17 protein-coding genes are annotated in these 23,763 nt (G+C 69.5%); 12 read left to right on the forward strand and 5 right to left on the reverse strand.

Translation table 11 applies throughout. The annotated features are described in order from the left end of the window. Window positions 1-6: 6 nt before the first annotated feature. Window positions 7-2,769, forward strand: a complete 2,763-nt coding sequence (locus GRX31_RS08320; RefSeq protein WP_160852177.1) for a LuxR C-terminal-related transcriptional regulator — start codon at window positions 7-9, stop codon at window positions 2,767-2,769. A gap of 12 nt (window positions 2,770-2,781) precedes the next feature. Here the strand turns inward: GRX31_RS08320 and GRX31_RS08325 are convergent, their stop codons facing one another. Beyond that, a complete protein-coding gene (locus GRX31_RS08325; protein ID WP_160852178.1) occupies window positions 2,782-3,240 on the reverse strand; it encodes a GNAT family N-acetyltransferase in 459 nt (152 codons plus the stop codon). A gap of 128 nt (window positions 3,241-3,368) precedes the next feature. Between GRX31_RS08325 and GRX31_RS08330 the strand changes: the two genes are divergently transcribed. Together GRX31_RS08330 and GRX31_RS08335 are read left to right on the forward strand one after the other, a co-directional pair. Beyond that, entirely contained in the window at window positions 3,369-5,711 is a 2,343-nt protein-coding gene (locus tag GRX31_RS08330) for an FdhF/YdeP family oxidoreductase (protein WP_160852180.1), read from the forward strand. Window positions 5,712-5,721: 10 nt separating this feature from the next. Then, a complete protein-coding gene (locus tag GRX31_RS08335) occupies window positions 5,722-6,003 on the forward strand; it encodes a hypothetical protein (RefSeq protein ID WP_160852182.1) in 282 nt (93 codons plus the stop codon). Here the strand turns inward: GRX31_RS08335 and GRX31_RS08340 are convergent. Beyond that, window positions 5,967-7,973, reverse strand: a complete 2,007-nt coding sequence (locus tag GRX31_RS08340) for a peptidase U32 family protein (RefSeq protein WP_016451402.1) — start codon at window positions 7,971-7,973, stop codon at window positions 5,967-5,969. The two genes, GRX31_RS08335 and GRX31_RS08340, sit on opposite strands and share 37 nt — an antisense overlap. Window positions 7,974-8,441: 468 nt before the next feature. On the opposite strand from GRX31_RS08340, the gene GRX31_RS08345 reads away from it, so the two are divergent. From GRX31_RS08345 to GRX31_RS08360, 4 genes are all read left to right on the forward strand, one after another. Then, window positions 8,442-9,683, forward strand: a complete 1,242-nt coding sequence (locus tag GRX31_RS08345) for a branched-chain amino acid ABC transporter substrate-binding protein (RefSeq protein ID WP_034363626.1) — start codon at window positions 8,442-8,444, stop codon at window positions 9,681-9,683. Window positions 9,684-9,743: 60 nt separating this feature from the next. After that, a complete protein-coding gene (tadA, locus tag GRX31_RS08350; RefSeq protein ID WP_202396532.1) occupies window positions 9,744-11,063 on the forward strand; it encodes a tRNA adenosine(34) deaminase TadA in 1,320 nt (439 codons plus the stop codon). 292 nt (window positions 11,064-11,355) lie between these two features. Further along, window positions 11,356-12,348 (forward strand): LD-carboxypeptidase, encoded by a 993-nt coding sequence (locus GRX31_RS08355; RefSeq protein WP_126312158.1) that lies wholly within the window; start codon window positions 11,356-11,358, stop codon window positions 12,346-12,348. Window positions 12,349-12,367: 19 nt separating this feature from the next. Further along, on the forward strand, window positions 12,368-13,117 hold the full coding sequence (locus GRX31_RS08360) for a sterol desaturase family protein (RefSeq protein WP_016449226.1): 750 nt from the start codon (window positions 12,368-12,370) through the stop codon (window positions 13,115-13,117). Between the two features lie 133 nt (window positions 13,118-13,250). Here the strand turns inward: GRX31_RS08360 and GRX31_RS08365 are convergent, their stop codons facing one another. Then, window positions 13,251-13,631, reverse strand: a complete 381-nt coding sequence (locus tag GRX31_RS08365; protein WP_034363630.1) for a hypothetical protein — start codon at window positions 13,629-13,631, stop codon at window positions 13,251-13,253. A gap of 185 nt (window positions 13,632-13,816) precedes the next feature. Between GRX31_RS08365 and GRX31_RS08370 the strand changes: the two genes are divergently transcribed. Next, window positions 13,817-16,351: a penicillin acylase family protein gene (locus tag GRX31_RS08370; RefSeq protein ID WP_160852184.1), complete on the forward strand. Its 2,535-nt coding sequence runs from the start codon at window positions 13,817-13,819 to the stop codon at window positions 16,349-16,351. 35 nt (window positions 16,352-16,386) lie between these two features. Here GRX31_RS08370 and GRX31_RS08375 read toward each other — a convergent pair whose 3' ends face one another. Further along, complete coding sequence (locus tag GRX31_RS08375) at window positions 16,387-17,364, reverse strand: alpha/beta fold hydrolase (RefSeq protein WP_017404109.1); 978 nt, start codon at window positions 17,362-17,364, stop codon at window positions 16,387-16,389. Between the two features lie 209 nt (window positions 17,365-17,573). On the opposite strand from GRX31_RS08375, the gene GRX31_RS08380 reads away from it, so the two are divergent. From GRX31_RS08380 to GRX31_RS08395, 4 genes are all read left to right on the forward strand, one after another. Next, a complete protein-coding gene (locus GRX31_RS08380; RefSeq protein ID WP_160852185.1) occupies window positions 17,574-18,902 on the forward strand; it encodes an ABC transporter substrate-binding protein in 1,329 nt (442 codons plus the stop codon). Window positions 18,903-18,999: 97 nt separating this feature from the next. Next, a complete protein-coding gene (locus GRX31_RS08385; RefSeq protein ID WP_012206599.1) occupies window positions 19,000-20,739 on the forward strand; it encodes an ABC transporter permease in 1,740 nt (579 codons plus the stop codon). Window positions 20,740-20,745: 6 nt separating this feature from the next. Continuing rightward, on the forward strand, window positions 20,746-21,837 hold the full coding sequence (locus tag GRX31_RS08390) for an ABC transporter ATP-binding protein (protein WP_160852187.1): 1,092 nt from the start codon (window positions 20,746-20,748) through the stop codon (window positions 21,835-21,837). Between the two features lie 83 nt (window positions 21,838-21,920). Continuing rightward, window positions 21,921-22,832: a LysR family transcriptional regulator gene (locus GRX31_RS08395; protein WP_061287831.1), complete on the forward strand. Its 912-nt coding sequence runs from the start codon at window positions 21,921-21,923 to the stop codon at window positions 22,830-22,832. On the opposite strand, the gene GRX31_RS08400 is transcribed toward GRX31_RS08395, so the two are convergent. Beyond that, on the reverse strand, window positions 22,805-23,452 hold the full coding sequence (locus GRX31_RS08400; RefSeq protein ID WP_160852189.1) for a TetR/AcrR family transcriptional regulator: 648 nt from the start codon (window positions 23,450-23,452) through the stop codon (window positions 22,805-22,807). The genes GRX31_RS08395 and GRX31_RS08400 overlap by 28 nt on opposite strands. Window positions 23,453-23,763 lie beyond the last annotated feature (311 nt).

Genomic DNA, 23,763 nt, shown 5'->3' on the forward strand with positions numbered 1-23,763 from the left:
GCCCGCATGCCGTCCCCAGTGCCCATTCCTGCTCCCGGTTCCGGCTATGTGCCCCAGGCCAAGCTGAGCCCGCCGCGCGCGGCCGCAGCCCAGGTGGCGCGCCTGGCGGTGGCCGCGCGCTGGCCCGAGGCGCTGCGCGCCCGCGTGGTGCTGGTGCGTGCGCCGGCCGGCTTCGGCAAGACCACGGCCATGCGCCAGATGCGCGAGCGCCTGCAGGCCGAAGGGCAGGCCACGGCCTGGCTCACGCTGGATGCCGCCGACAACGATGTCTCGCGCTTTCTGCAATGCCTGGGTGCGGCCGTGCGCGGCCTGGGCGGCATGGCCGAGCGCGAGGCGGACGGGCCGGGCGAGCTGTCCCGGGCGCTGCAGTCGCTGGCCGGCGAAGGCCGGTCGTTTGCGTTGTTTATCGACGATTTCGAGGTTCTGCACAACGATGCCGTGCTGGGCCTGGTGCGCCAGCTGATGGAGCAGTTGCCCGTGCACGGCCGGCTGGTCATAGGCTCGCGCGCGCTGCCGGCCTTGGGGCTGGGGCGGTTGCGCACCAGCGGCCAGCTGCTGGAGATCGATGCGGCGCTGCTGCGCTTTTCAGCGGCCGAGGCCGAGGAGTTCTTTCGCCTGCGCGGCTGCGCGCTGCCGCGCGAGGCCGTGGCGCGCCTGGTGGACAAGACCGAAGGCTGGATAGGCGCGCTGTGGCTGGCCTCGCTGGCGCTGGAGCGGCATGGGGCGCACAGCGACTTCATCGAGCGCTTCTCGGGCTCGGAGCGTGCCGTGGCCGACTACCTGGCCGAGGACGTGCTGGCACAGCAGGCCGCGCCCGTGCGCGATTTTTTGCTGCGCACCAGCATCCTGCGCACGCTGGATGCCCAGGTCTGCCAGGCCCTGGTGCCGCGCGCCGATGGCGCCGCCATGCTGCAGGCGCTGGAGCAGGCCCATCTGTTCTTGCTGCCGCTGGCCGACGAAGGGAAGGGCAGGCGCAGCTGGCGCTACCACAGCATGTTTGCCGACTTCCTTCGCGCCCAGCTGCAGCGCGAGCGCCCCGGCGAGGTGCAGCGCCTGCACCTGGCGGCCAGCGGCTGGTACGAATCCTGCGGCCGGCCGGTGCCGGCCATCGAGCATGCGCTGGAGGGCGGCGACCCGCCCCATGCGCTGGCGCTGCTGCGGCGCCATGCCGAGGCGCTGATGGAGCAGGGCCGCATGCGCCTGCTGTCGCGCTGGTTCACGGCCCTGCCGGCGCCGCTGCTGGCGCGCGAGCCGCTGCTGCAGGCCGTGGCCGCCTATGCCGACTGCTTCACCCGCGGTCCCGTGCAGGCACAGCTGTGGCTGGATGCGCTGGAGCCCGGCATGGCCGCCGACCCTGCCGCGCAGGCCCTGGTCATCGCCCTGCGGCCGCTGCTGCTGGCCATGATGGACCGCGTGGAAGAGGCTGCGCCACTGGGCCGCGAGGCGCTGGCGCGCCTGCCCAGCTGCCGGCCCTTTGCGGACAGCTCGCTGACCAATGCCATGGCCTACGTGGCATCGGTGCTGGGCGATACCGACGAGGCCCGCCGCCTGCTGGATGCGGCACGCAGCACCCAGGCCGGCAGCCTGTTCAGCCGCATGTACACCGAGGCCATGGAAGGCGTGCTGGACCTGTCCGCCGGCCGGCTGCGCCAGGCGGCAGCGCGTTTCAGGGTGGCGCTGGCTGCCACGCCGCGCAGCGCGGCCTACAACCCCACCAACGGCAATGCCTGGGCAGGCGTCCTGTACGCGGGGGTGCTCTACGAGGGCAATGACATCGACGGCGCCGATCACCTGCTGCAGGTCTACCTGCCGCTGGCACGCGATGTGGGCCTGCCCGACCACGTGATCGCCAGCTACCGCATGCGCGCGCGCATCGCCTTCCTGCGCGGCGACGTGGATGCCGCCGTGGGCCTGCTCACCGAACTGGAATACCTGGGGCACGAGCGCCAGCTGCCGCGCGTGACGGCCAGCGCGCGGCTGGAACATGCGCGCATCTTCGTGCTGCAGGGCAACCGGGCGGCCGCATCCGAGGCGCTGGAGCGTGCCGACGACCCTGGCGTATGGCCGCGCGTGGAACGCCTGCGCCTGCCGCCGCACGAGGTGGAGGACATCGCCATCGCCCGGCTGCGCTGGGGGCTGCACTTTGGCGACTGCCGTGACGTGCGCGATGCCATCGCCCCCTTGCTGGCCGATGCGCAACTGCGCGGGCGCCGCCACCGCAGCCTCAAGCTGCAGGTGCTGTGCGCGCTGGCCGAGGCAGGCTGCGGCGACTTGGACGCCGCCGCCGCCATGCTGGCCCAGCCGCTGCGCCACGGGGCCAGCGAAGGCTTTGTGCGCCTGATGCTCGATGAGGGGCCGCTGCTCGCGCCTGTGCTGCAGCGCGTGCTGTCGCCCTCACTGTCTCCTTCACTGTCGTCCTCACTGTCGCGCCGCACGGAAGCGGCGGAGCCGGAGGCTGCCGCCCATGCGCAGCGGCTGCTGTCTGCCCTGGGCGAGCCTGCCGAGCCCGCCGATCCCCCCGAGCTGCAGGCAGCGGATGCGCCCCAGGGCCCGGCGCCGGCCACGGCGCTTGCCGAGCCCCTGACCCGCAAGGAGCTGCGCGTGCTGGAGCTGCTGGCCTCGGGCTACTCCAATGCGGCCATGGCCGAGAAGCTCTTCGTCTCCGACAGCACGGTGCGCACCCACCTGCGCAGCATCAACCTCAAGCTGGGCGCGCGCAGCCGCACCCAGGCCGTGGCGCTGGCGCGGGAGCTGCGGGTTCTGCGCTAGGCCGCTGGCGGCTCAAGCCTGCAGATGGCGCGCATAGGTCAGGAACACTTCGTCACGCACCCAGCCCAGCGACTCGTACAGCGCCTGGGCGCGCAGGTTGTTGCGTGCCGTGGTCAGGTCCATGCGTGCATGGCCCGTGGCGCGGGCATGGGCTTCGGCCGCCAGCAGCAGGGCGCGGCCCACGCCCAGGCGGCGCCCATCGGGCACCACGAAGAGGTCGTAGAGCACGTAGATGGGCGCGGCCAGCACCGAGCAGAACGAGGGGTAGAGCTGGCAAAAGCCCAGGGCGCTGCCGTCCGGTCGGCGGGCCAGCAGGATCACGGATTCGCCGCGCTCCAGCCGCGCCGTGATGAAGGCCAGCGCCGCGTCGGCATCCGCAGGTTGCTCGTAGAACTGGCGGTAGGCATCGAACAGCGGCGCGATCAGCGCGGCGTCTTCGGGGATGGCGGTGTGTATGGCTGTGGAGTTCATCGGTGGTTCAGGGCGGAGGTTGCCAGCATGGCGCAGGGCAAGGATGCCGTGCTCATATCTTTGCTGAATCTCTCCATTTGGAGATGTGATTTGACCTGGATCATGGACAGGCGGAACACTCCCGGCCCATGTCCGAACAAAAGATCGAGTTCTACAAGGGCGCCGCTGGCGGCTGGGGCGCATTGCGCAGCGTGAGCCAGGCCCTGATGCGCCAGGATATCGCCGTCAAGGGCGCCAAGACGCTGCTGTCGGCCAACCAGCCCGACGGCTTCGACTGCCCGGGCTGCGCCTGGCCCGACCGCAACCACCATTCCACCTTCGAGTTCTGCGAGAACGGCGCCAAGGCCGTGGCGGCCGAGGCCACGGCGCGCCGCGTGACGCCCGAATTCTTTGCCCGGCACACGGTGGCCGAGCTCATGGCGCAAAGCGATTTCTGGCTGGAAGACCAGGGCCGGCTCACCGAGCCCATGGTGTACGACGCGGCCAGCGACCGCTACCGGCCCATCGGCTGGGACAGCGCCTTTGCGCTGATCGCCCGCCACCTGAACGCGCTGCCCGACCCGAACCAGGCCATCTTCTACACCTCGGGCCGCGCCAGCAACGAGGCGGCCTTTCTCTACCAGCTGTTCGTGCGCGCCTACGGCACCAACAATTTCCCCGACTGCTCCAACATGTGCCACGAGCCCAGCGGCAGCGGCATGAAGCCGCAGATCGGCGTGGGCAAGGGCACGGTGCAGCTGGCCGATTTCGAGCAGGCCGATGCCATCTTCATCTTCGGCCAGAACCCCGGCACCAACCACCCGCGCATGCTGGGCGAGCTGCGCGCAGCCCACAAGCGCGGCGCGCGCATCCTGAGCTTCAACCCGCTGCGCGAGCGCGGGCTGGAGCGCTTCCAGGACCCGCAAAGCAAGCTGGAGATGGCCACCCTGGGCGCCACGCCCATCAGCACGCACTACTTCCAGCTGCGCGTGGGCGGCGACATCGCGGCCGTCAAGGGCATCATGAAGCATGTGATCGCGCAGGACGATGCACTGGGGCAAGGGGGCGGCGGCGTGCTGGACCATGCCTTCATCGCCGAACACACGACCGGCTTCGAGGCCCTGGCCGAGGACCTGCGGGCCGAGGACTGGGGCCTGCTGGAGGCCGAGTCCGGCCTGAGCCGCGCGCAGATGCAGACGGCGGCCGAGGTCTACATCGCCGCCCGCAGCACCATCGTCTGCTGGGGCATGGGCATCACGCAGCACATGCATTCGGTGGCCGCCGTGCAGATGCTGGTCAACCTGCTGCTGCTGCGCGGCAACATCGGCCGCCCGGGTGCGGGCGCCTGCCCGGTGCGCGGCCACAGCAATGTGCAGGGCGACCGCAGCATGGGCATCTGGGAAAAGCCGCCGGCCGCGCTGCTGGACCGGCTGCAGCAGGTCTTCGGCTTCGAGCCGCCGCGTGCCCACGGCGTGGACGTGGTCGAGTCCATCCGCCTCATGCTCGAAGGCAGGGGCAAGGTCTTCTTCGCGCTGGGCGGCAACTTCGCGGCGGCCACGCCCGACACGCATGCCACCTGGCAGGCTCTGCGCCGCTGCGACCTGACCGTGCATGTGACCACCAAGCTCAATCGCAGCCACCTGGTGCACGGCCGCGAGGCGCTGATCCTGCCCTGCCTGGGCCGCACCGAGATCGACATGCAGGCCGGCGGCCCGCAGGGCGTGACGGTGGAGGACTCCATGGGCATGGTCCATATCTCCAGCGGCATCAACCCGCCTGCGTCCGAGCACCTGCTCAGCGAGATCGCCATCGTCGCGCGCCTTGCCGCCGCCACGCTGGGCGCGCAGCGGCCCGTGCCCTGGCTGGAGCTGGCTGGCGACTATGCACGCATACGCGAGCTGATCGAGCAGGTCTTCGACGACTTCCACGACTTCAACGCGCGCGTGGCCGTGCCGGGAGGCTTCAAGCTGCGCAATGCGGCGAGCGAGCGCATCTGGGAGACGCCCCGGGGCAAGGCCGGCTTCTTCGTGCACGCCGTGCCGCGCGACACGCCCGTGCACCGCGCACGCGCCGCGCGCAGCCCCGGCGCATCGCCGGTGTTCACGCTGTTCACCACGCGCTCGCACGACCAGTACAACACCACCATCTACGGCATGGACGACCGCTACCGCGGCGTCTTCGGCCAGCGCCGCGTGGTCTTCATCCATGCCGAGGACATCCGCGCCCTGGGCATGAAGGATGGCGACTGGGTGGACCTGCAGACGGTGTGGGATGACGGCCAGCAGCGCAGCGCCGAGCGCTTCAGGCTCGTGGCCTACGACATTCCGCGCGGCTGCATCGCTGCCTACTATCCCGAGACCAATCCGCTGGTGCCGCTGTCGGCCACGGCCATCGTGGCGGGCACGCCCAGCTCCAAGTCCATTCCCGTGCAGCTGGTGGCGCACAGGCTGCCTGCCGTGCCGTCTCCCGCGCTGGAAGAAATGGCGGCCTGAAGTGCAAGGCATGGAAGAACTGGCCGCCGCCATCCTGCGCGAATTGGCCACCGAGCCCGCACCCATGTCCCTGCCCAGGCTGGGCAAGCGCCTGGGGCAGGGCGCCAGCGTGCTCATGCGCTGCCTGGCGCTGATGGGCGATGCGCCCATTGCCGGCACACCGGGGCCGGGCTGGGTCAGGCTGGCGCAGGAAGAGGGGCGGTGGCTGGCGGCCCTGACGGAGCGCGGGCGCTTGTGGGTGGAGGCCGAGGCCGGTCAGGCGCTGGCCGAGGGAACGGGACGCGTGCGGTAGAACTGCATCGGAAACTCCTGCATTTCCTTGGCGTGCTGGTTGATCACCGCGCGCTTCATCTTGCCGACCACGTGCATCTCGCAGGGCTTGCAGTCGAAGCGCAGCGTGAGTTTTTCCTTGCCGTTGATCAGCTGCAGCGGCTCGGCCTTGATCGTGCCCTTGACGCCGATCACGCCCTTGGCCTGCTTGGGGCACAGGCTCATGGAAAAGCGCACGCAATGCTTGGTGATCATCAGGCTGACTTCGCCTTCTTCTTCCTTGCTCTCGTAGGCCGCGTCGATGACCTTGACGCCGTGCTTGATGTAGAAATCGTGCGCCTTCTGGTTGTAGACGTTGGCCAGGTAGGTCAGCGTGTCCTCGGGGAAGGGCACGGGCGGCTCCACGGGCAGGGCGCGCGGCAGGCGCACGAAGCCGGCCTGGCGTGCGGCCTCCAGCGCGGCGACGGCGTCGCGGCGCAGCTGGTTCAGGGCCGAGGCCGGCACGAACCAGGGCTGGCTCAGCTGCAGGCCGATGTCATGCACGGAAAAAATGGTGGCGCCGAAGCGGCCCAGCTGCTCGCGCAGCGTGGCCTCGGCACGGGCTGCGTCGGTGGCGGCCTGGTGTTCCTGCACGATGGCGGCGGTGGCGGTGAAGCCGTCCTCGTCGGTCAGCGTGAGCGCAAAGCCGTCGGGCGTTTCCTTGAGTTCGGCCCACAGGCCGATGCGGCGGTCGCTGGATTTCTTGTCCAGCGTGCGCACCCAGGCCATGTCGCGGTTGCGGTTGACTTCCAGGCCCTTGCGCAGATCCTTGAAGCCGGCGATGGGGTCCTTGGGGAACAGGCGCCACAGCGACTTCTTCGCATCCACCGACTCGGCGCGGTTGATCTGCAGGCCCACCAGTTCCTTTTGCAGGTCGTAGTAGCACAGGCCGTCGCCGTTGTGCAGTTCGGTGTCGCGGCTCGAGGTCTCGATCTCCACGAAGTTCTCGCCCACCTTGGTGACCCAGCCGATGGCGCGGCCCGGTGTCTTGGGCGTGTCGAAGGCGCCGATGTCGTCCTTGCGGCCGTTGACGAAGTAGTCGGTGAACTCGCGGTTGAAGTTCTGGTCGGGGTCGGGCGTGAAGCTGAACGTGGTGCTGCCCGAGGACGAGCGCGCCAGCGGCGTGTCGGAGAACTCGCGCTCCTCGATGATTTCGTCCAGCAGCTTGCGGTAGTGGGCCGTGATGTTCTTCACATAGCCCATGTCCTTGTAGCGGCCCTCGATCTTGAAGCTGCGCACGCCGGCGTCGATCAGTGCGCGCAGGTTGTCGCTCTGGTTGTTGTCCTTCATGGACAGCACGTGCTTTTCGTGGGCAATGATGCGGCCGCTCGCGTCCAGCACCTCGTAGGGCAGGCGGCAGGCCTGGTTGCAGTCGCCGCGGTTGGCGCTGCGGCCCGTGTGGGCGTGGGTGATGTAGCACTGGCCCGAGTAGGCCACGCACAGCGCGCCGTGCACGAAGAATTCGATGGTGGTGCGCGCCGGGTCGGTGGCCGCACGCACGGCGGCGATCTGCTGCAGGTCCAGCTCGCGCGCAACGACGATCTGCGACAGGCCGGCATCCTGCAGGAAGCGGGCCTTCTCGGGGGTGCGGATGTCGGTCTGGGTGCTGGCGTGCAGCTGGATGGGCGGCAGGTCCAGCTCCAGCAGGCCCATGTCCTGGATGATCAGCGCGTCGGCACCGGCCTCGTAGATCTGCCAGGCCATCTTGCGCGCAGCCTCGAGTTCATCGTCGCGCAGGATGGTGTTGAGCGTGATGAAGATGCGGCTGCCGAAGCGGTGCGCGTGGTTGATCAGGCGCTGCAGGTCGCGGATGTCGTTGCCCGCCGTGGCGCGCGCGCCGAAGGCCGGGCCGCCGATGTAGACGGCGTCGGCGCCATGGTTCACGGCCTCGATGCCGATGTCGGCATCGCGCGCGGGAGACAGGAGTTCGAGCTGGTGGGGCAGGAGGGACATGGGGCTTTGTGGTGTTCTGTGTTCGTACCCGCACCGGCGTGGGGGGCCGGGCGTCGGGCGCAATGCGGGGGGGAAACTGGCCCCCACGCTACCCTTGCTGCGCAAGGTCCGCTGCCCCCCAAGGGGGCCGCTTTTTGTCTTGGGGCGGTCCGGCGACGAAAACCTCGCAGCCCGTTTGCGGTGAGGCGCAGCATTATCGCCGCAGCCCCGAAAAAACGTGCGCCAGGGGGTATGCGCCCGATGCCCGGACGCGCAGCGCCGGTTTTTGCCTATCCTTTAGGATGCGCACTGCACGGGCCGGGCCGCCATGCCGGACACCCTGGCCCGTGCCTGCTCCGCCCTCTGCCTGGTGCGCTTTCGCTGCGCCAGTCCTTGACCGGCCGGGCAGCGCCAGACTGGCCACGCCGCAGCGGATTTCGCTGGCCAAGGCGCCGTTTCACTGATTGACCGTTTTTTCCAGGAGTTGCCATGCACGCCTCGATTCGCCATTTCCCGTGGGCCGGCCCGGCCCTGCTGTGCGCCATGCTGGGCAGCGGCGGCCTGGCCTGGGCGCTGCCGGGAAGCGGCCCGGCCAACGGGCAGGCGGCAGGGGCTTCCGCTGCGGCGGCTGCACCCGGTACGGCCGCTGCACCGGGTGCAGCCGATGCGCCCCTGGTGGTGCGCATTGCCCATGCCGGGCCGGTGTCCGGCCCCATTGCCAGCCTGGGCAAGGATGAGGAAAACGGCGTGCGCATGGCCCTGGACGATCTCAATGCCAAGGGCCTGGAGATCGGCGGGCGCAAGCTGCACTGGAAGCTGGAGGCCGGCGACGACGGCGGCGACCCCGGCCAGGCCGTGGCCCTGGCCCGGCGCCTGTGCGACAAGAAGGTGGCGGCCGTGGTCGGCCACCTGCAGTCGGGCACCACGCTGCCGGCCACGTCCATCTATCAGGACTGCGGCATCGTCATGGTCACGCCGGCGGCCAGCAACCCGGCCATCACCCAGTCGGGCTATGACACCACGTACCGCGTGATCGCCGACGACCGCGCCATGGTCGATGCGCTGGTGTCCCACGCCGTGGGCAAGCTGGGCGTCAAGCGCGTGGCCATCATCGATGACCGCTCGGCCTACGGCCAGGGCATCGTGGCGCTGTTCGAGGCCCAGGCGCGCGAGCAGGGCATCGAAATCGTGGACAAGCAGTACACCGGCGACAAGTCCACGGACTTCGTCCCCATCCTCACAGCCATCAAGGGCAAGAAGCCCGACGCCATCTTCTTCGGCGGTCTGGATGCCCAGGCCGGCCCCATGCTCAGGCAGATGGCCCAGCTGGCCATGGACAAGGTGCGCTTTCTGGGCGGCGACGGCCAGTGCACGCTGCGCCTGCCCGAGCTGGCCGGCAACGCGGCGCCGCTGCGCAACGTGACCTGCGCCGTCGGCGGCAGCCCGCTGGAGCGCATGCCGGGCGGCGCTGCCTGGAAGCAGCGCTATGACCAGCGCTTTGCCGACCAGTACCAGGTCTTCAGCCCCTACGCCTACGATGCCACCATGGTGCTGGCCCAGGCCATGGTGCGGGCCGACTCCATCCGGCCCGATGCCTATATCCCCTATCTGCGCCAGACCAGGTATGAGGGCGTGACGGCGCCGATTGCCTTCACGCCCCAGGGCGAGCTGCAGGCGCCGGTGGTCACGCTGTACCACTACGCGCAGGGCGTGCGCAAGGCGCTGCCCTGACGCGCTGACAACGTGGCTGCCGAACACCCATTCTTGCCGCAGGCCGACGACGAGGCCTGGATGCGCGCCGCCCTGGAGCTGGCACGCGCCGCTGCCGGGGCGGGCGAGGTGCCCGTGGGCGCCGTCATCGTCAAGGACGGCGCCATCATCGGCCGGGGCCGCAACGCGCCCGTGGCCCACGGCGATCCCACGGCCCATGCCGAGGTGCTGGCGCTGCGCGATGCGGCCGCGCACCTGGGCAACTACCGGCTGGACGATTGCACGCTCTACGTGACCCTGGAGCCGTGCACCATGTGCAGCGGCGCCATGCTGCATGCGCGCCTGGGCCGCGTGGTCTATGGCGCGGCCGAGCCGCGCACGGGCGCGGCCGGATCGGTGCTGGACGTGTTTGCGCTGCCGCAGATCAACCACCACACGCAGGTGACGCGCGGCGTGCTGGCCGGCGAATGCGCGGCCCTGATGTCGGACTTCTTTCGCACGCGCCGGGCCGAGCAGCGCGCGGCCCAGCCGCATCCGCTCAAGGACACGGCGCTGCGCCATGCGGATTCCACCTTCGGCGGCTTTGCCCAGCCGCAGTGGCGCAGCGACCTGCCGGCGCTGGCAGGCCTGCGCCTGGCCGTGGTCGATGAAGGACCGCACGATGCACCGCTGACCTGGCTGTGCCTGCACGGCAGCCCGGCATGGGGCCAGCTGTTCCAGCCCATGCTGCCCGGGTGGCTCCAGGCCGGCCATCGCGTGGTCGTTCCCGACCTGCCGGGCTTTGGCCGCAGCGACCAGCCCAAGAAGGACAAGGCGCACAGCGCGGCCTGGCATGTGCAAGTGCTGCGCGAGCTGGTGCTGGCGCTGGACCTGCGGAACATCGTGCTGGTCGGCCATGACGATGGCGCGCACCTGGGCCTGGCCGTGGCGCAGGCCGAGCCCGCCCTTTTTTGCGGCGCCTGGCTCATGAATGCCTGGCCCGCAGGCCCGGCGCCCGATGCCTGCATGCAATGGTTTGCGCAGGCGGCGCGCAAGCCGTCATGGCCCGTGGGCCGCGCCATGCGCGAGGTGGGCGAGGAGGCCGGCGCACAGCCGCAGGCCTGGAACCTGCCGTTTTCCCAACCCGGCCACCGCGCCGCGCTGCAGGCCTGGCCCCGCGTGCGGGCCGAAATGCCTGCGCTGCCGATGGCGTTGCTGGCGCAGTGGAGCCAGCAGCAGCGCCTGTGGGTGCAAGGCGGCGAGCACGATGTGCTGCTGCCCGCGCCCGCATGGCGACAGGCCTGGCTGCAGGCGCTGCCACAGCTGCCGCCGGCGCAGCTGCGCCTATCCCCGTGCGGCCATTGGGTTCCCCTGTGCGCAGCCGGCATGGTGGCCGACGCTGTGGAATACTTCCGCCCATAGGCCAGCGCCGCCGGCCCCTTGCCGGGGCTGCGCGGCGCCAGGTCCCCGTCTTCACTCCCCTTGCAATATGGAGCATGCCGGCCAGGGCCGGCATGGAACCACCTTGGCCACTTCGCGCAGTTCCCGCACCCCCCGCAAAACGGCAGCCGCTACCGCTACCGTTTCAGCCCCCGTTTCTGCTCCCGCAGATCACTCGCACGAGCATGTGCATTCAGCCGACGGCCAGTGCTGCGCGCATGGCCACGGGCGTGCCGATGACCATGGGGATGCCCACGACCACGACCACGAGCATGTGCACGCCGCCGACGGCAGCTGCTGCGACCATGCGCATGACCAGGGTCCGCGCCACATCTACATCTACTCGCCCGCCGGCGCCGTGCGCGACAAGGCCGGTTTCAAGCGGGCCGTGCGCCGCCTGGAGGCCATGGGCCACCAGGTGGAGATCGATGCCGATGCGCTGAGCAGCCACCAGCGCTTTGCCGGCGACGACGCCACGCGCCTGGCGGCCATCGACCGTGCGGCGGCCAGCGGTGCCGACCTGGCGCTGCCCACGCGCGGCGGCTACGGCCTCACGCGCATCCTGCCGGGCATCAAGTACAAGGCCGTGGCCAAGGCCATCGCAGGCGGCACGCGCTTCGTGGGCCTGAGCGACTTCACGGCGCTGTCGCTGGCCCTGCTGGCCAAGACCGGCGCCACCACCTGGGCCGGCCCGCTGCTGGTGCACGACTTCGGCCGCCCCGATGCCGAGGGCGGCGTGGACGACATCATGCTGGACTGCTTCAACGACCTGCTCAGCGGCCAGGGCGAGGGCGCGGGCTGGCAGATGCCGAAGATCGGCCTGCGCGAAGACGGCAAGCCTGCCGTCAAGGACTTCTACATCAGCGGCGGCGCCACGCTGTGGGGCGGCAACCTGGCCGTGCTGGTCTCCCTGCTGGGCACGCCGTACTTCCCGCAGATCAAGGGCGGCATCCTGTTCCTGGAAGATGTGGGCGAGCATCCCTACCGCGTGGAACGCATGCTGACCCAGCTGCTGCATGCGGGCGTGCTGGCCCAGCAAAAGGCCATCGTGTTCGGCCAGTTCAGCGAGTTCAAGCTCAGCTCGCACGACAAGGGCTTCAAGCTGCAGACCGTCATCGACTGGCTGCGCAGCCAGGTCAAGTGCCCCGTGCTGCAGGGCCTGCCCTACGGCCATGTGCCGACCAAGGTGATGCTGCCCGTGGGCGCGCCCGTGTCGCTGTCTGTCGAAGGGCGCGATGCGCTGATCTACTGGGGCCACGTGCACTGAGCGGCAAGGAGCAGACGGCATGCTGCAGATGTGGGAGTTCGCGGCCTACCCGCTGCTGGCGCTGATGTTCGTCGGCATCTTCACGCGCGAGGTGATCGCGCCGGCCTCGCGCAACCATTGCGACCGGCGCTGGCTGATCCTGTCCACGCTGCTGGGCCTGGGCACGCTGGCCACCACCTTGGCGGTAGGCCATCTGTTCTCGGACGGCATCCGCCGCCATGCGCTGCTGGACGTGGGCCGGCAATGGCCGGCCTGGGCCGTGGGCGCACTGAGCTTTGTGCTCACCAGCTTTGTCTTTTACTGGTGGCACCGCGCCACGCACCGGTCGGACACGCTGTGGCGCCTTTTCCACCAGCTGCACCACAGCGCGCCGCGCGTGGAGGCGCTCACGGCGTTTTTCGCCCATCCCATGGACACGGCCGCCGCCGTGCTGCTGAGCGCGCTGTCCAGCTACTGGGTGCTGGGGGCCAGCCCGCTGGCTGCCGCCTTTGCCATCGGCCTCACGGGGGCGTTCGACCTGTTCCTGCATGCCGACATCCGCACGCCGCGCTGGCTGGGATACATCGTGCAGCGGCCCGAGATGCACACCGTGCACCACCAGTACGGCCACCATGCGCAGAACTACGGCCTGCCCGTCTGGGACCTGCTGTTCGGCACCTGGGCCAATCCGGCCGAGCGGGTGGAGCGCCTGGGCTTTGATGCCGACAAGGCCGAGCGCGTGACCGACATGCTGCGCTGGCAAGACGTGCACAAGCAGAACTCCCCCTGAGGCGCTGCGCGCCTTCCCCTCTCTCGCTTCGCGGGGGGGGGCGGCGCGGCCGGCGTAGACCCTTGCTCGCTGTCCCTTGTTCTTGGCCGCGCCAGTTTTTGAGGCTCTGTACGGTGGCGGTGGGGGCTGACTGCTATTCGAGATACCGGCCGTTTTCCTTGCGGCGGGCGCGCATGCCGGTGCGCAGGAAGAGCACGGTGCCGCCTTGCTCGGCCAGCGGCGCGCGGGTGTCGCCGGACAGGTGGGCGTCCAGGCGCTGGGGCAGGTTCTCCAGCAGGGAGCGGATGGCGGACAGGTCGGTGTCGGCCGCTTCGGGATGATCGCGCACGAAGCCTTCAAGGTAGGCGCGGGCATCGGCCTGCAGCTGCTCGCGCGTGGTGGCCAGCGAGACGTAGCTGACGCCGGCCTGGCCCGGCGCCTCGGTTCCCAGCAGGTAGCAGCCTATGTAGTCACCACGGGGCTGGCCCACGGGCGGGTCCTGGCTGAGCTTCTTCAAGAGGCTGAAAGGCCACATTCCTGGTACTTCCTGTTTCTGTCTGGCGCCCTGCATCCATTTGCGCAGGGCGGGCGCTGATTGTCGCCTGAAGGCGGGGCCAGACTTGCTGACGATTCGTCGTGAGCAATGTGAGCAATGGACCAGTTCATATGCTACAAACTGCAACACTACGATATGAAAAAAGGCAGGGGGAAGGGAGAAGAATGGGAATCATGCGAATCCTGAACTCGCGATGGTGGAGCGTGGGCGCCGTGGCCTTGGTCGGCTCGGCCTTGCTGGCCGGCAGCGCGGTGGCCATCTATGCCGTGCGCGTGCAGCCGGTGCTCGACGGACAGCTCACGCTGGCCGGCCTGGAGCAGCCCGTGCGTGTGCGGCGCGACGAGGCCGACATCACCCACATCAGCGCCTTCACGCCGCAGGACCTGTGGCGCGCGCTGGGCCATGTGCATGCGCAGGAGCGCGGCTGGCAGCTGGAGTTCAACCGCCGCCTGATGCACGGCACGCTGTCCGAGATCCTCGGGCCGGCCACGCTGGACACCGACAAGCTCATGCGTGCGCTGGACATACGCGGCGCGGCGCGGCGCCAGTACGCATCCCTGCCTGCCAACGCGCGCGAGGCGCTGCAGGCCTACAGCGAGGGCATCGCGGCCTTCTATGCGGCCCTGCCCATGCGCCAGCATCCGCAGGTGCCCGAATTCATGCTGCTGGGCACCACGCCGGGCGGAGGCGACAGCTCGGCCTGGGCGCCCGAGGACAGCGTGGGCTGGGCGCTGATGATGGCGCTGGACCTGGGCGGCAACTGGGGCAACGAGTTCGCGCGGCTGGCCGCGCTCTCGCAACTGGACACACAGCAGCTGTGGCAGCTGATGCCACCCTATCCGGGCGAGGCGCCGGCCACCTCCACCGACCTTGCGGCCCTCTACCGGGGCCTGGGCGTGTACCGCCAGGAGGCACAGGCGGCGTCTGCGCCCAAGGTGGCTGCCGCCGGCGAGGCGAGCGATGCCTGGGCCCGCTGGTCCCGCGACATGGTGCGCGATGCGGGCACCAACGACGGCAAGGGCAGCAACAACTGGGTGCTGTCGGGCAGCCGCACGGTCAGCGGCAAGCCCCTGCTGGCCAACGATCCCCATCTGGGCCTGAGCGCGCCCGCCATCTGGTACTACGCGCGCCTGCAGTCGCCCGCCGGCCATGCGCAGGACGGCACGCCGCTGGCGCCCATCGATGTGGTGGGGGCCACCCTGCCGGGCCTGCCCTTCGTGGTGCTGGGGCGCACGCGCGAGGTGGCCTGGGGCTTTACCAACACCAATCCCGATGTGCAGGATCTGTACCTGGAGCAGATCGATCCAGGCAACCCGGGCCGCTACCGCACGCCGGACGGCTGGGCGCCTTTCACCGAGCGCAGCGAGCGCATCAGGGTCAAGGGCCGGGCCGATGTGCAGCTCACGCTGCGCAGCACGCGCCACGGTCCCGTGATCAGCGATGTGCAGCCCCAGTACGAGGCCGTGCTCGACAAGCGCCGCTACGCCGTGGCCCTGCGCTGGGCCGCGCTGGACACCGACAACCTCACCGTGCAGGCCGGCCTGCGCGCCAACGAGGCGCGCAGCGTGGCCCAGCTGTTCGAGGCCTTTGCCGACTACCACTCGCCCATGCAGAGCATCGTCGCGGCCGATGTCCATGGCGACATCGGCTTCAAGGCCGCAGGCCGGGTGCCGCTGCGCGCGGCCGACAACGACCTGCGCGGCGTGGCGCCCGCGCCGGGCTGGGAGGCACGCTACGACTGGCAGGGCTGGCTGCCCTACGACCAGGCCCCGCAGGACGATGGAACGGCGCAGGGCTATCTGGCCACCGCCAACCAGCGCATCACGCGCGAGGGCTATGCCCACTTCCTCACCCAGGACTGGAGCCTGCCGTACCGGCACCAGCGCATCACCGAACTCATCGATGCGAAGGACAGGCACGACGTGGTCAGCATGGCCTCCATCCAGAACGACCAGACCTCGCTGGCCGCCCGCGCCCTGCTGCCGCAAATGCTCAAGGCCCTGGACGAAGCGCCGGCCACACATCCGCTGGCCGGGCAGGCGCGCCGGGTGATGGCGCAGTTCGACGGCCGCATGGATGCCGCGCAGGCCGCGCCCCTGATCTTTGCCGCCTGGGTGGACGAACTCACGCGCGGCCTGGTGATCCCGCGCATTGGTGCGCAGACCTTTGCGGCCACCTATGGCAAGCGCGATTACCGCGCGGGCATCGAAGGCATGCTGGAGCGCCGCGATGGCTGGTGGTGCGCAGCGGCGGGCTGCAGCGCCCAGGTCAGCCAGGCGCTGGACCGGGCGCTGGCGCGCCTGCAGGCCACGCAGGGCAGCGACCTGGGCCGCTGGCGCTGGGGCGCGGTGCATGCGGCCCTGAGCAGCCACCGGCCGCTGGGCAGCGTGGGGCTGCTGGCAGGCATCTTCAATGTCAGCGTGCCATCGGGCGGCGACAGCTACACCGTCAACGTGGGCCAGTACCTGCCCGGCGATGCCAGGGCGCCGTTCGCCAACCGCCATGCGGCATCGCTGCGCGCCATCTACGACCTGGCCGAGCCCGAGCGCTCGCTGTTCATCTACCAGACCGGCCAAAGCGGCGTGGCCCTGTCCAGCCGCTATGCGGACATGTCTGCCGAATGGGCCGACGGCCGCTACCGGCCGCTGCAGATGGCGCCCGCGCGCTGGCGCCATTCCATGATGCTGCGGCCCCAGTAGGTTGCAGCAGGCTGCAGCAGCGGCGCGCGCAGGCCTCAGGTGCCGAGGAATTGCTCGATCAGCCCGGCCACGGCCGCCGGCTGGTCGTGGTGCAGCATGTGGCCGGCGTCCTGGACCACGGCCGTGCGGCAGTCGGCAATCTGCCCGATGCGCTCGTGGTACTCGGCCAGCGTGTAGCGGTCCTTCCACCACATGCCCAGGCTGTCGTCGCTGGCTTCGATGGCCAGAACGGGCGCGGTGATGGCACGGTACAGGGCCAGGATTTCTTCCACGCGGAACAGCTGCGCGCTGATGAGCTTGTGCGCCGTGTCGCCCAGGATTTCCCAGCGGCCCTGCGCATTGGGCGCCGCCCAGTGGTGGGCCAGCCACAGCGCCTTGTCCTCGGGCAGGCGGCGGTTGGTCTTCATCAGCCGGCGGGCCACGTCCTGCACGCTGTCATAGCTCTTGAGTTCCATGCCGCCGCTGCGCAGCTGGCGCAGCTCGTCCATCCACTGCGCATAGCGCGCAGGCGCCTGGTCTGGCCGGGTGGCCGGCATGCCGAAGCCTTCGAGGTTGACCAGCCGGCGTATGCGCGCAGGCCGCGCGCCCGCATACATCATGGACACGTTGCCGCCCATGCTGTGGCCCACCAGGTCCACGGGCGTATCGCCCGCCAGGGTGTCCAGCAGATGGTCCAGGTCGCCCAGGTAGTCGGCAAAGTCATGCCGGTCGGCAGGCCAGGCCGGCCGGCTCAGGCCGAAGCCGCGCCAGTCCGGCGCGATGATGCGGCGCCCCGCCATGAAGGCCTCGCCAAAGGCATCGACCACGAACTGGTAGGAGGCCGCCACATCCATCCAGCCGTGCACCAGCACCAGCGGCGCCAGCGCGGGATCGCCATCCACAGGTCCCCACTCGCGCACGTGGTACTCCATGGTGCGCACCGGCACCATGCGAGAGCGCCAGGGGCGTGTGGGAGCGTAGATGGGTGCTTCTTCAGCGGCCGTGGCGGGGAGGGAAGAGGGGGCTTGCAGCATCCCGCCGATTATTCCGGTTTGCTGCTGTGCAGCAGTCAGGGGCGGGACAGCGGTGGCGCGGGATTTCCCTGTGGCGGCAGACCCGCAGGTAGTAACCCGAGCGCCGCCGCCGCTGATGCACGGCATCAGAAACAATGATTGGCCGGCCGGGCCGGCGCTGCCTACAGTGGGTTGCAGATCTACCGCACAACAACCCGAAGGAGACAGCAATGCAGCAACGCAGATGGCTGACGGCCGCCATGGCCGCAGGATTGTGGGGCGCCGCCATGGCGGCGCAGGCCGGCACGGTGACGGTGCTGACCTCGTTTCCCAAGGAGCTGACCACGGCCTACCAGAAGGCCTTCGAGGCGGCCAATCCGGGGATCAAGATCGAGATCCTGAACAAGAACACCACGGCCGCCGTGGCCTATGTGCGCGAGCTGCCCGAGGGCCAGCGGCCCGACATCATGTGGGCCAGCGCCCCTGATGCCTTCGAGGTGCTGGCGCGCAACAAGCTGCTGACCGCCGCGCCCGAGACGCGCAATCCGGCCGCGCCCGCCAAGATCGGCAACTACCCGCTCAACGACCCGCAGGGCCTGTACTACGGCCAGGCGCTGGCAGGCTACGGAATCATGTGGAACACGCGCTACCTGAAGGCGCACAAGCTGGCGGCGCCCAAGGAGTGGAGCGACCTGACGCGGCCCGAGTACTTCGGCCACATCGCCATCTCCTCGCCCTCGCGCTCGGGCACCACGCAGCTGACGGTGGAGACCATCCTGCAGGGCGAGGGCTGGGACAAGGGCTGGCGCCAGCTGCTGTCCATGATGGGCAACGCCGCCGCCGTGACCGACCGCAGCTTTGCCGTGCCCGATGGCGTGAACAACGGCCAGTACGGCATAGGCATCGTGATCGATTTCTTCGGGCTGGCGGGCAAGTACTCGGGCTTCCCGGTGGACTTCGCCTATCCGGCGATGACGGCCGTGGTGCCGGCCAACATCGCGCTGATCGCGGGCGCCAAGAATGCCGACGAGGCGCGCAAGTTCATGGCCTTCACCATGTCGGTGCCCGGCCAGCAGCTGCTGTTCGACCCCAAGATCAGCCGCCTGCCCATCCTGCCCTACAACCAGCTGAAGGCGCCGGCCGGCTACCCCGTGCCGCAGGAGGTGGCGCAGCGCGCCAAGGTGCAGTTCGATGCCAATCTGTCCGAGTCGCGCTATGCCGTGGTGATCAGCCTGTTCGACCAGATGGTGACCTTCCGCCTCAAGGAGCTGCAGGCGGCCACGCGCGCCATCCAGGAGGCGCACAAGGCCCTGCAGGCCAAGCCCAATGCCAAGGGGCAGGAGCTGCTGGCGCAGGCGCGCGACATCGCCTACTCGCCGCTGGTGGGCGAAGCCAATGTGAAGGACGAGCAGTTCCTGGAGCTGTTCCGCAAGAGCCGGCGCGATGTGGCCGTGTCCAAGGAGCTGACGGGCCTGGAGCAGATGTGGGCCGACAAGGCGCGTGCCAACTACGAGCGCGCGGCCAAGCTGGCGGCCGAGGCGCGCGGCCTGGCCCGGTAGGTGGCGCAGTAGGTGGCGTGGTAGGTGGCGCAGGGGCCCGGCACCGGGCGCCTGCATGCACTCCCCTTGACAGTCTCTTTCGCTGCGGAGCATTCGCATGAGCATCGATTCCATGGCGGCGCCCGGCGCCGCCCCCCTTGCTGCGCGCGCACGGCGCATTCCGTCGGGCTGGGGGCCGTGGCTGGCCTTCGCGCTGATCCTGGCCTTTTTGCTGGCCTTTCTCATCGTGCCCGTGGGCATGGTGGTCTACACGGCCTTCGTCAATGAGGGCGGCGGGCTCACGCTGGGGCACTTCGGCAATTTCTTCGGCCAGACCGTCTTCCGCGAGTCGTTCTTCAACAGCCTGGGCGTGTCCCTGGCCAGCGTGTTCTTCGCCAGCCTGATCGCCGTGCCGCTGGCCTACCTGACGGTGCGCTTCGAGTTCCGGGGCGCGCTGCTGATACAGACGCTGGGCGTGCTGCCGCTGATCATGCCGCCCTTCGTGGGGGCGGTGGCGCTGCAGCTGATCTTCGGGCGCAGCGGCTCGGTCAACCTGCTGCTGGACGACTGGTTCGGCTTCACCGTGCCCATCATGGAGGGGCTGACGGGCGTGATCTTCGTGGAGAGCATCCACTACTTCCCGTTCATCTTGCTCAACCTCGTGGCGGCCATGCGCAATATCGACGGGGCCATGGAGGAGTCGGCGCTGAACCTGGGCTCGCGTGGATTCCGGCTGTTCCGGCGCGTGATCTTTCCGCTGGCCATGCCCGGCTACCTGGCGGGCGCGGCCCTGGTGTTCGTGAAAGTGTTCGACGACCTGGGCACGCCGCTGGTGATGGGCGTGACCAATATGCTGGCGCCCCAGGCCTATCTGCGCATCACCTCGGTGGGGCTCGATGATCCGCTGGGCTATGTGATCAGCGTGATCATGATCGCGTTCTCCATCGTCGCCCTGTGGCTGGCTGCGCGGGTGATGAAGGGCAAGGACTACGCCACGCTGCAAAAGGGCGGAAGCGCGCTGCAAAAGCGCCGGCTGTCGGCCTGGGAGGCGCTGCTGGCCTATGGCTGGATCGCCCTGGTGCTGCTGGTGGTGCTGGCGCCGCACATCGGCATCTTGCTGATGTCCTTCTCCAAGGTCTGGAGCTTCTCGGTGCTGCCCGACAGCTATACGCTGGAGCACTACGCCACGGTGTTCACCGACTCGGGCTACATGATCGGCAACACGCTGCTGTACTGCCTGATGGCAGCGGGCATCGACGTGGTGATCGGCACCGCCATCGCCTACCTGATCCTGCGCACCCGGCTGCCTGCCCGGCAGTGGCTGGACTACCTGGCCTCGGTGGCGCTGGCGATTCCGGGGCTGGTGCTGGCCATCGGCTACCTGCGCCTGTTCAAGGGCGTAAACCTGCCCTTCACCGACACACCCATCGTCACGACCTGGGTGCTGATCATGCTGGCCTATGCGGTGCGGCGGCTGCCGTATGCGCTGCGCTCGTGCATGGCGGCGCTGCAGCAGGTGCACATCTCGCTGGAGGAGGCCGCGCAAAGCCTGGGCGCGGGCCGCACCAGCGTGATACGGCGCGTGATGGTGCCGCTGATGGCCGGCGGCATCCTGGCCGGCTTCGTCACCAGCTTCATCACGGCGGCGGTGGAGCTGTCGGCCACCATCATGCTGGCCTCGGCCCAGAGCCAGGCGCCCATGAGCTACGGCATCTACCTGTACATGCAAAGCATCTCGGGGCGCGGACCTGGTGCGGCATTGGGCGTGCTGGCCGTGGTCGTGGTCGGCCTGGGCACGTATTTCTCGCACCGCTTCGTGGAGCGCTCGCGCGCCACCGTGCAATCGACTTCGGAGTGAACCGCCATGCACCTGGACCCTGTCTCCCTCGAATGCAGGCACATCAGCCTGAGCTACGGCAGCAACGAAGTGCTGCGCGACGTCAACCTCAAGATCGAGCCCGGCGAGTTCTTCGCGCTGCTGGGGCCTTCGGGCTCGGGCAAGTCCACGCTGCTGCGGCTGATCGCGGGCTTCAACCGGCACCAGCGCGGCGAGCTGCTGGTGGGCGGGCAGGACATCACGGGCGTGCCGCCGCATGCGCGCAACATCGGCATGGTGTTCCAGAACTACGCGCTGTGGCCGCACATGACGGTGTACGACAACGTGGCCTTCGGCCTGGTCGAGCGCCGCGAAAGCCGCGACACCATCCGCCGCAAGGTGGGCGAGGTGCTGGAGCTGGTGGGCCTGTCGCAGTACGCGCAGCGCCGCCCGGGCCAGCTGTCGGGCGGGCAGCAGCAGCGCGTGGCGCTGGCGCGCACCGTGGTCATCGCGCCCAAGCTGCTGCTGCTGGACGAGCCGCTGTCCAACCTCGACAAGCAGCTGCGCGTGCAGATGCGCGAGGAACTGCGCAGCCTGCAGCGCAAGCTGGGCCTGACCACCATCTTCGTCACCCACGACCAGGAAGAGGCCATGACCACGGCCGACCGCATGGCCGTGCTGGACAAGGGCGTGCTGCAGCAGGTGGGCTCGGCGGCCGGGCTGTACGACTATCCGGCCAACCGCTTCGTGGCGGGCTTTGTCGGCACGGCCAATGTGCTGGAGGGCGAGGTGCTGCCGACGACAGGCGAGTCGCTGGTCTTCAAGGTGCCGGGCCTGGGCACGCTGACCCTGCCGCGCCCGGCCCAGCCGCCCGCGCCGGGGCGTGCGGCGCTGGCCTTCCGGCCGCACCAGGTGCAGATTGCGGTGCGCGACGATGCGGGCGATGCCTCGCGTGTGTGGGTGGAAGGGCAGATCGAGAGCGCCGAATTCCTGGGCGAGTTCTCGCGCTACCGCGTGCGCGTGGGTGAGGTGGCCGTGGTCGCCGACCAGGCGCACTACGCGGGCATTGCCATGTTCCCCATGGGCATGCCGGTGCGCCTGGGCATCGAGCCCACGCAGCTGCGCTACCTCGATGAGTGAACGATGAGACGGCTAGGGATGTTCCCTGACACCCGGGCCTGCCCGGGCCGCAGGCCCTGGCGCCTGCGCTAGGCTGGCCGCCCATGGAGATGTATCAGCTGCGCGCCTACGTCACGGCGGCCACGCTAGGCAGCGTCACGCGCACGGCCGAGGCCCTGCACCTGACCCAGCCGGCCATCACGGCCCAGATCAAGGCGCTGGAGGAAGAGCTGGGCGTGGCGCTGTTCGACCGGCGCCCGGGCCGCATCAGCCTCACGCGGGCCGGCGAGGCCCTGATGGAGCCCGCCCGGCAGGTGCTGGATGCGGCAGGACGGCTGCAGGGCCAGGCCCGCGAGCTGCAGGGCGAGGTCACCGGCCAGCTGCTGCTGGGCACGGTGGCCGACCCCGAGGCGCTGCGCCTGGGCTCGCTGCTGCATGGCCTGGTGGAGGCGCTGCCGCTGCTGGACATCAAGACACGCCATGGCTGGGCCGAGGAGCTGCGCGCGCAGGTCGCGGCCGGCGGCCTGCAGGGCGCGTTCTACATCGGCGCCCACATGCCGCGCGACCTGGGCGCGCTGGTGCTGCAGACACTGCACTACCGCGTGGCGGCGCCGCCCGCGCTGCGCGAGCGCGTCCTGCAATCGGGCTGGAAGGACCTGGCGCAACTGCCCTGGATCGGTGCGCCCGCGCAGCACCATGAGCAGGCCCTGCTGCTGGCGCTGTTCGCCCGCCAGGGGCTGAGCCCCAATCAGATCGTGGAAAGCGATGCCGCCGCCGCGCCCGAGAGCCTGGTGCGCGCCGGCCTGGGCTTGGCGCTGCTGCGCGAGGACCGCGCCCTGGCCGCGGCCGAGCATGGCTGCGTGGCCATCTGGCCGCATGCGCGCGTGTCGGCGCAGCTGGGCTTCATCCACCCGCGCGAGGCCGAGCACGACCCGGCCCTGGTGGCCACGCTGTCGCAGCTGCGCAGGGTCTGGGGACTGACCGAGGTTCAGGCGGCGGCGCCGCCGCCGGCCTGAGGGGTGCCTGCCTGGACGATGGCCTCGACCAGCGCATCGAGGCTGCCCTGGCGTTCCTGCTCGCCCACCTCGAACAGCTCCAGCACGCCGGTGCCGCGCAGGATGGCGAAGGCCATGGCCGCAAAGCCCTGGGGGCGGGGATGGTGGGCCGCGATCTCGGGGAAGACGTCCAGGAAGCGGGTGTAGAACACGCTGTCCACATGTACCCGGCGCGCGTCCACGCGGTCGAACAGCGAGGGGGAGGCCTTGCAGCCGAAGAACATGCTCCAGGCCGCCTGGTAGTTGGCCGCGCCGAAGATGTTGTCCCAGGCCAGGGTGACGAAGGTCCGTGCACGCTCGCGCAGGGGCAGGGCCTTGTCGGGCCAGACCGTGCCCTGGTCGCTCAGCGGCTCCATGACCTCGATGACCAGCCGCTCCATCAGCGCATCGCGGCTCTCGAAGTGGTGCTGCAGCGCGCCCAGCGACACATCGGCGCCGCGCGCGATGGCCTGCAGCGTGGCGCTCTTGAAGCCGCCCTCGCGCAGCAGCGCCAGGGCGGAGTCGATGATCTTGCGTTGCGTTGTCTCCACACGCTCGGTCTGCGGCGTGCGTGCGCGCCGCTGCGTGGCGGACGTCGTCATGTTCTGGGCTCCAGAGGGCAAAAAAATAATAGTAGATTGTTTTTGTTTGTTGCGGGCGTTCAACCGTTGCCGCAGTGCGGCATGGCGGGCGGCAATGCGTCGATGGCCTTCGCTACTCCTTCTTTTTGGGCTTGTCCATAGGGATAAATTACAAGAAATAATAATTTATTGTTTTTTATAGTTGATACCCATCAACAAGGGGCGCACAAGGCCCCGCATTCCAACAGGCACCCCACGAGGAGACATTGCCGTGAAGACCTCCGAAGTGTTCCAACCCCTGCGCCGCCGCGCGCCTTGCTGAGAGCCGGAGC

The organism is Delftia sp. CH05, from assembly GCF_009827015.1.
GTDB lineage: Bacteria > Pseudomonadota > Gammaproteobacteria > Burkholderiales > Burkholderiaceae_C > Comamonas > Comamonas tsuruhatensis.

Bases quoted from the DNA above. Each gene is read 5' to 3' on its own strand.
- GRX31_RS08395 (WP_061287831.1), top strand. From the start codon at position 21,921: ATGGAGATGTATCAGCTGCGCGCCTACGTCACGGCGGCCACGCTAGGC.
- GRX31_RS08335 (WP_160852182.1), top strand. From the start codon at position 5,722: ATGGAAGAACTGGCCGCCGCCATCCTGCGCGAATTGGCCACCGAGCCC.
- GRX31_RS08330 (WP_160852180.1), top strand. From the start codon at position 3,369: ATGTCCGAACAAAAGATCGAGTTCTACAAGGGCGCCGCTGGCGGCTGG.
- GRX31_RS08380 (WP_160852185.1), top strand. From the start codon at position 17,574: ATGCAGCAACGCAGATGGCTGACGGCCGCCATGGCCGCAGGATTGTGG.
- tadA (WP_202396532.1), top strand. From the start codon at position 9,744: ATGCGCGCCGCCCTGGAGCTGGCACGCGCCGCTGCCGGGGCGGGCGAG.
- GRX31_RS08390 (WP_160852187.1), top strand. From the start codon at position 20,746: ATGCACCTGGACCCTGTCTCCCTCGAATGCAGGCACATCAGCCTGAGC.
- GRX31_RS08340 (WP_016451402.1), bottom strand. From the start codon at position 7,973: ATGTCCCTCCTGCCCCACCAGCTCGAACTCCTGTCTCCCGCGCGCGAT.
- GRX31_RS08325 (WP_160852178.1), bottom strand. From the start codon at position 3,240: ATGAACTCCACAGCCATACACACCGCCATCCCCGAAGACGCCGCGCTG.
- GRX31_RS08375 (WP_017404109.1), bottom strand. From the start codon at position 17,364: ATGCTGCAAGCCCCCTCTTCCCTCCCCGCCACGGCCGCTGAAGAAGCA.
- GRX31_RS08370 (WP_160852184.1), top strand. From the start codon at position 13,817: ATGGGAATCATGCGAATCCTGAACTCGCGATGGTGGAGCGTGGGCGCC.
- GRX31_RS08400 (WP_160852189.1), bottom strand. From the start codon at position 23,452: ATGACGACGTCCGCCACGCAGCGGCGCGCACGCACGCCGCAGACCGAG.
- GRX31_RS08320 (WP_160852177.1), top strand. From the start codon at position 7: ATGCCGTCCCCAGTGCCCATTCCTGCTCCCGGTTCCGGCTATGTGCCC.
- GRX31_RS08360 (WP_016449226.1), top strand. From the start codon at position 12,368: ATGCTGCAGATGTGGGAGTTCGCGGCCTACCCGCTGCTGGCGCTGATG.
- GRX31_RS08345 (WP_034363626.1), top strand. From the start codon at position 8,442: ATGCACGCCTCGATTCGCCATTTCCCGTGGGCCGGCCCGGCCCTGCTG.
- GRX31_RS08365 (WP_034363630.1), bottom strand. From the start codon at position 13,631: ATGTGGCCTTTCAGCCTCTTGAAGAAGCTCAGCCAGGACCCGCCCGTG.
- GRX31_RS08385 (WP_012206599.1), top strand. From the start codon at position 19,000: ATGAGCATCGATTCCATGGCGGCGCCCGGCGCCGCCCCCCTTGCTGCG.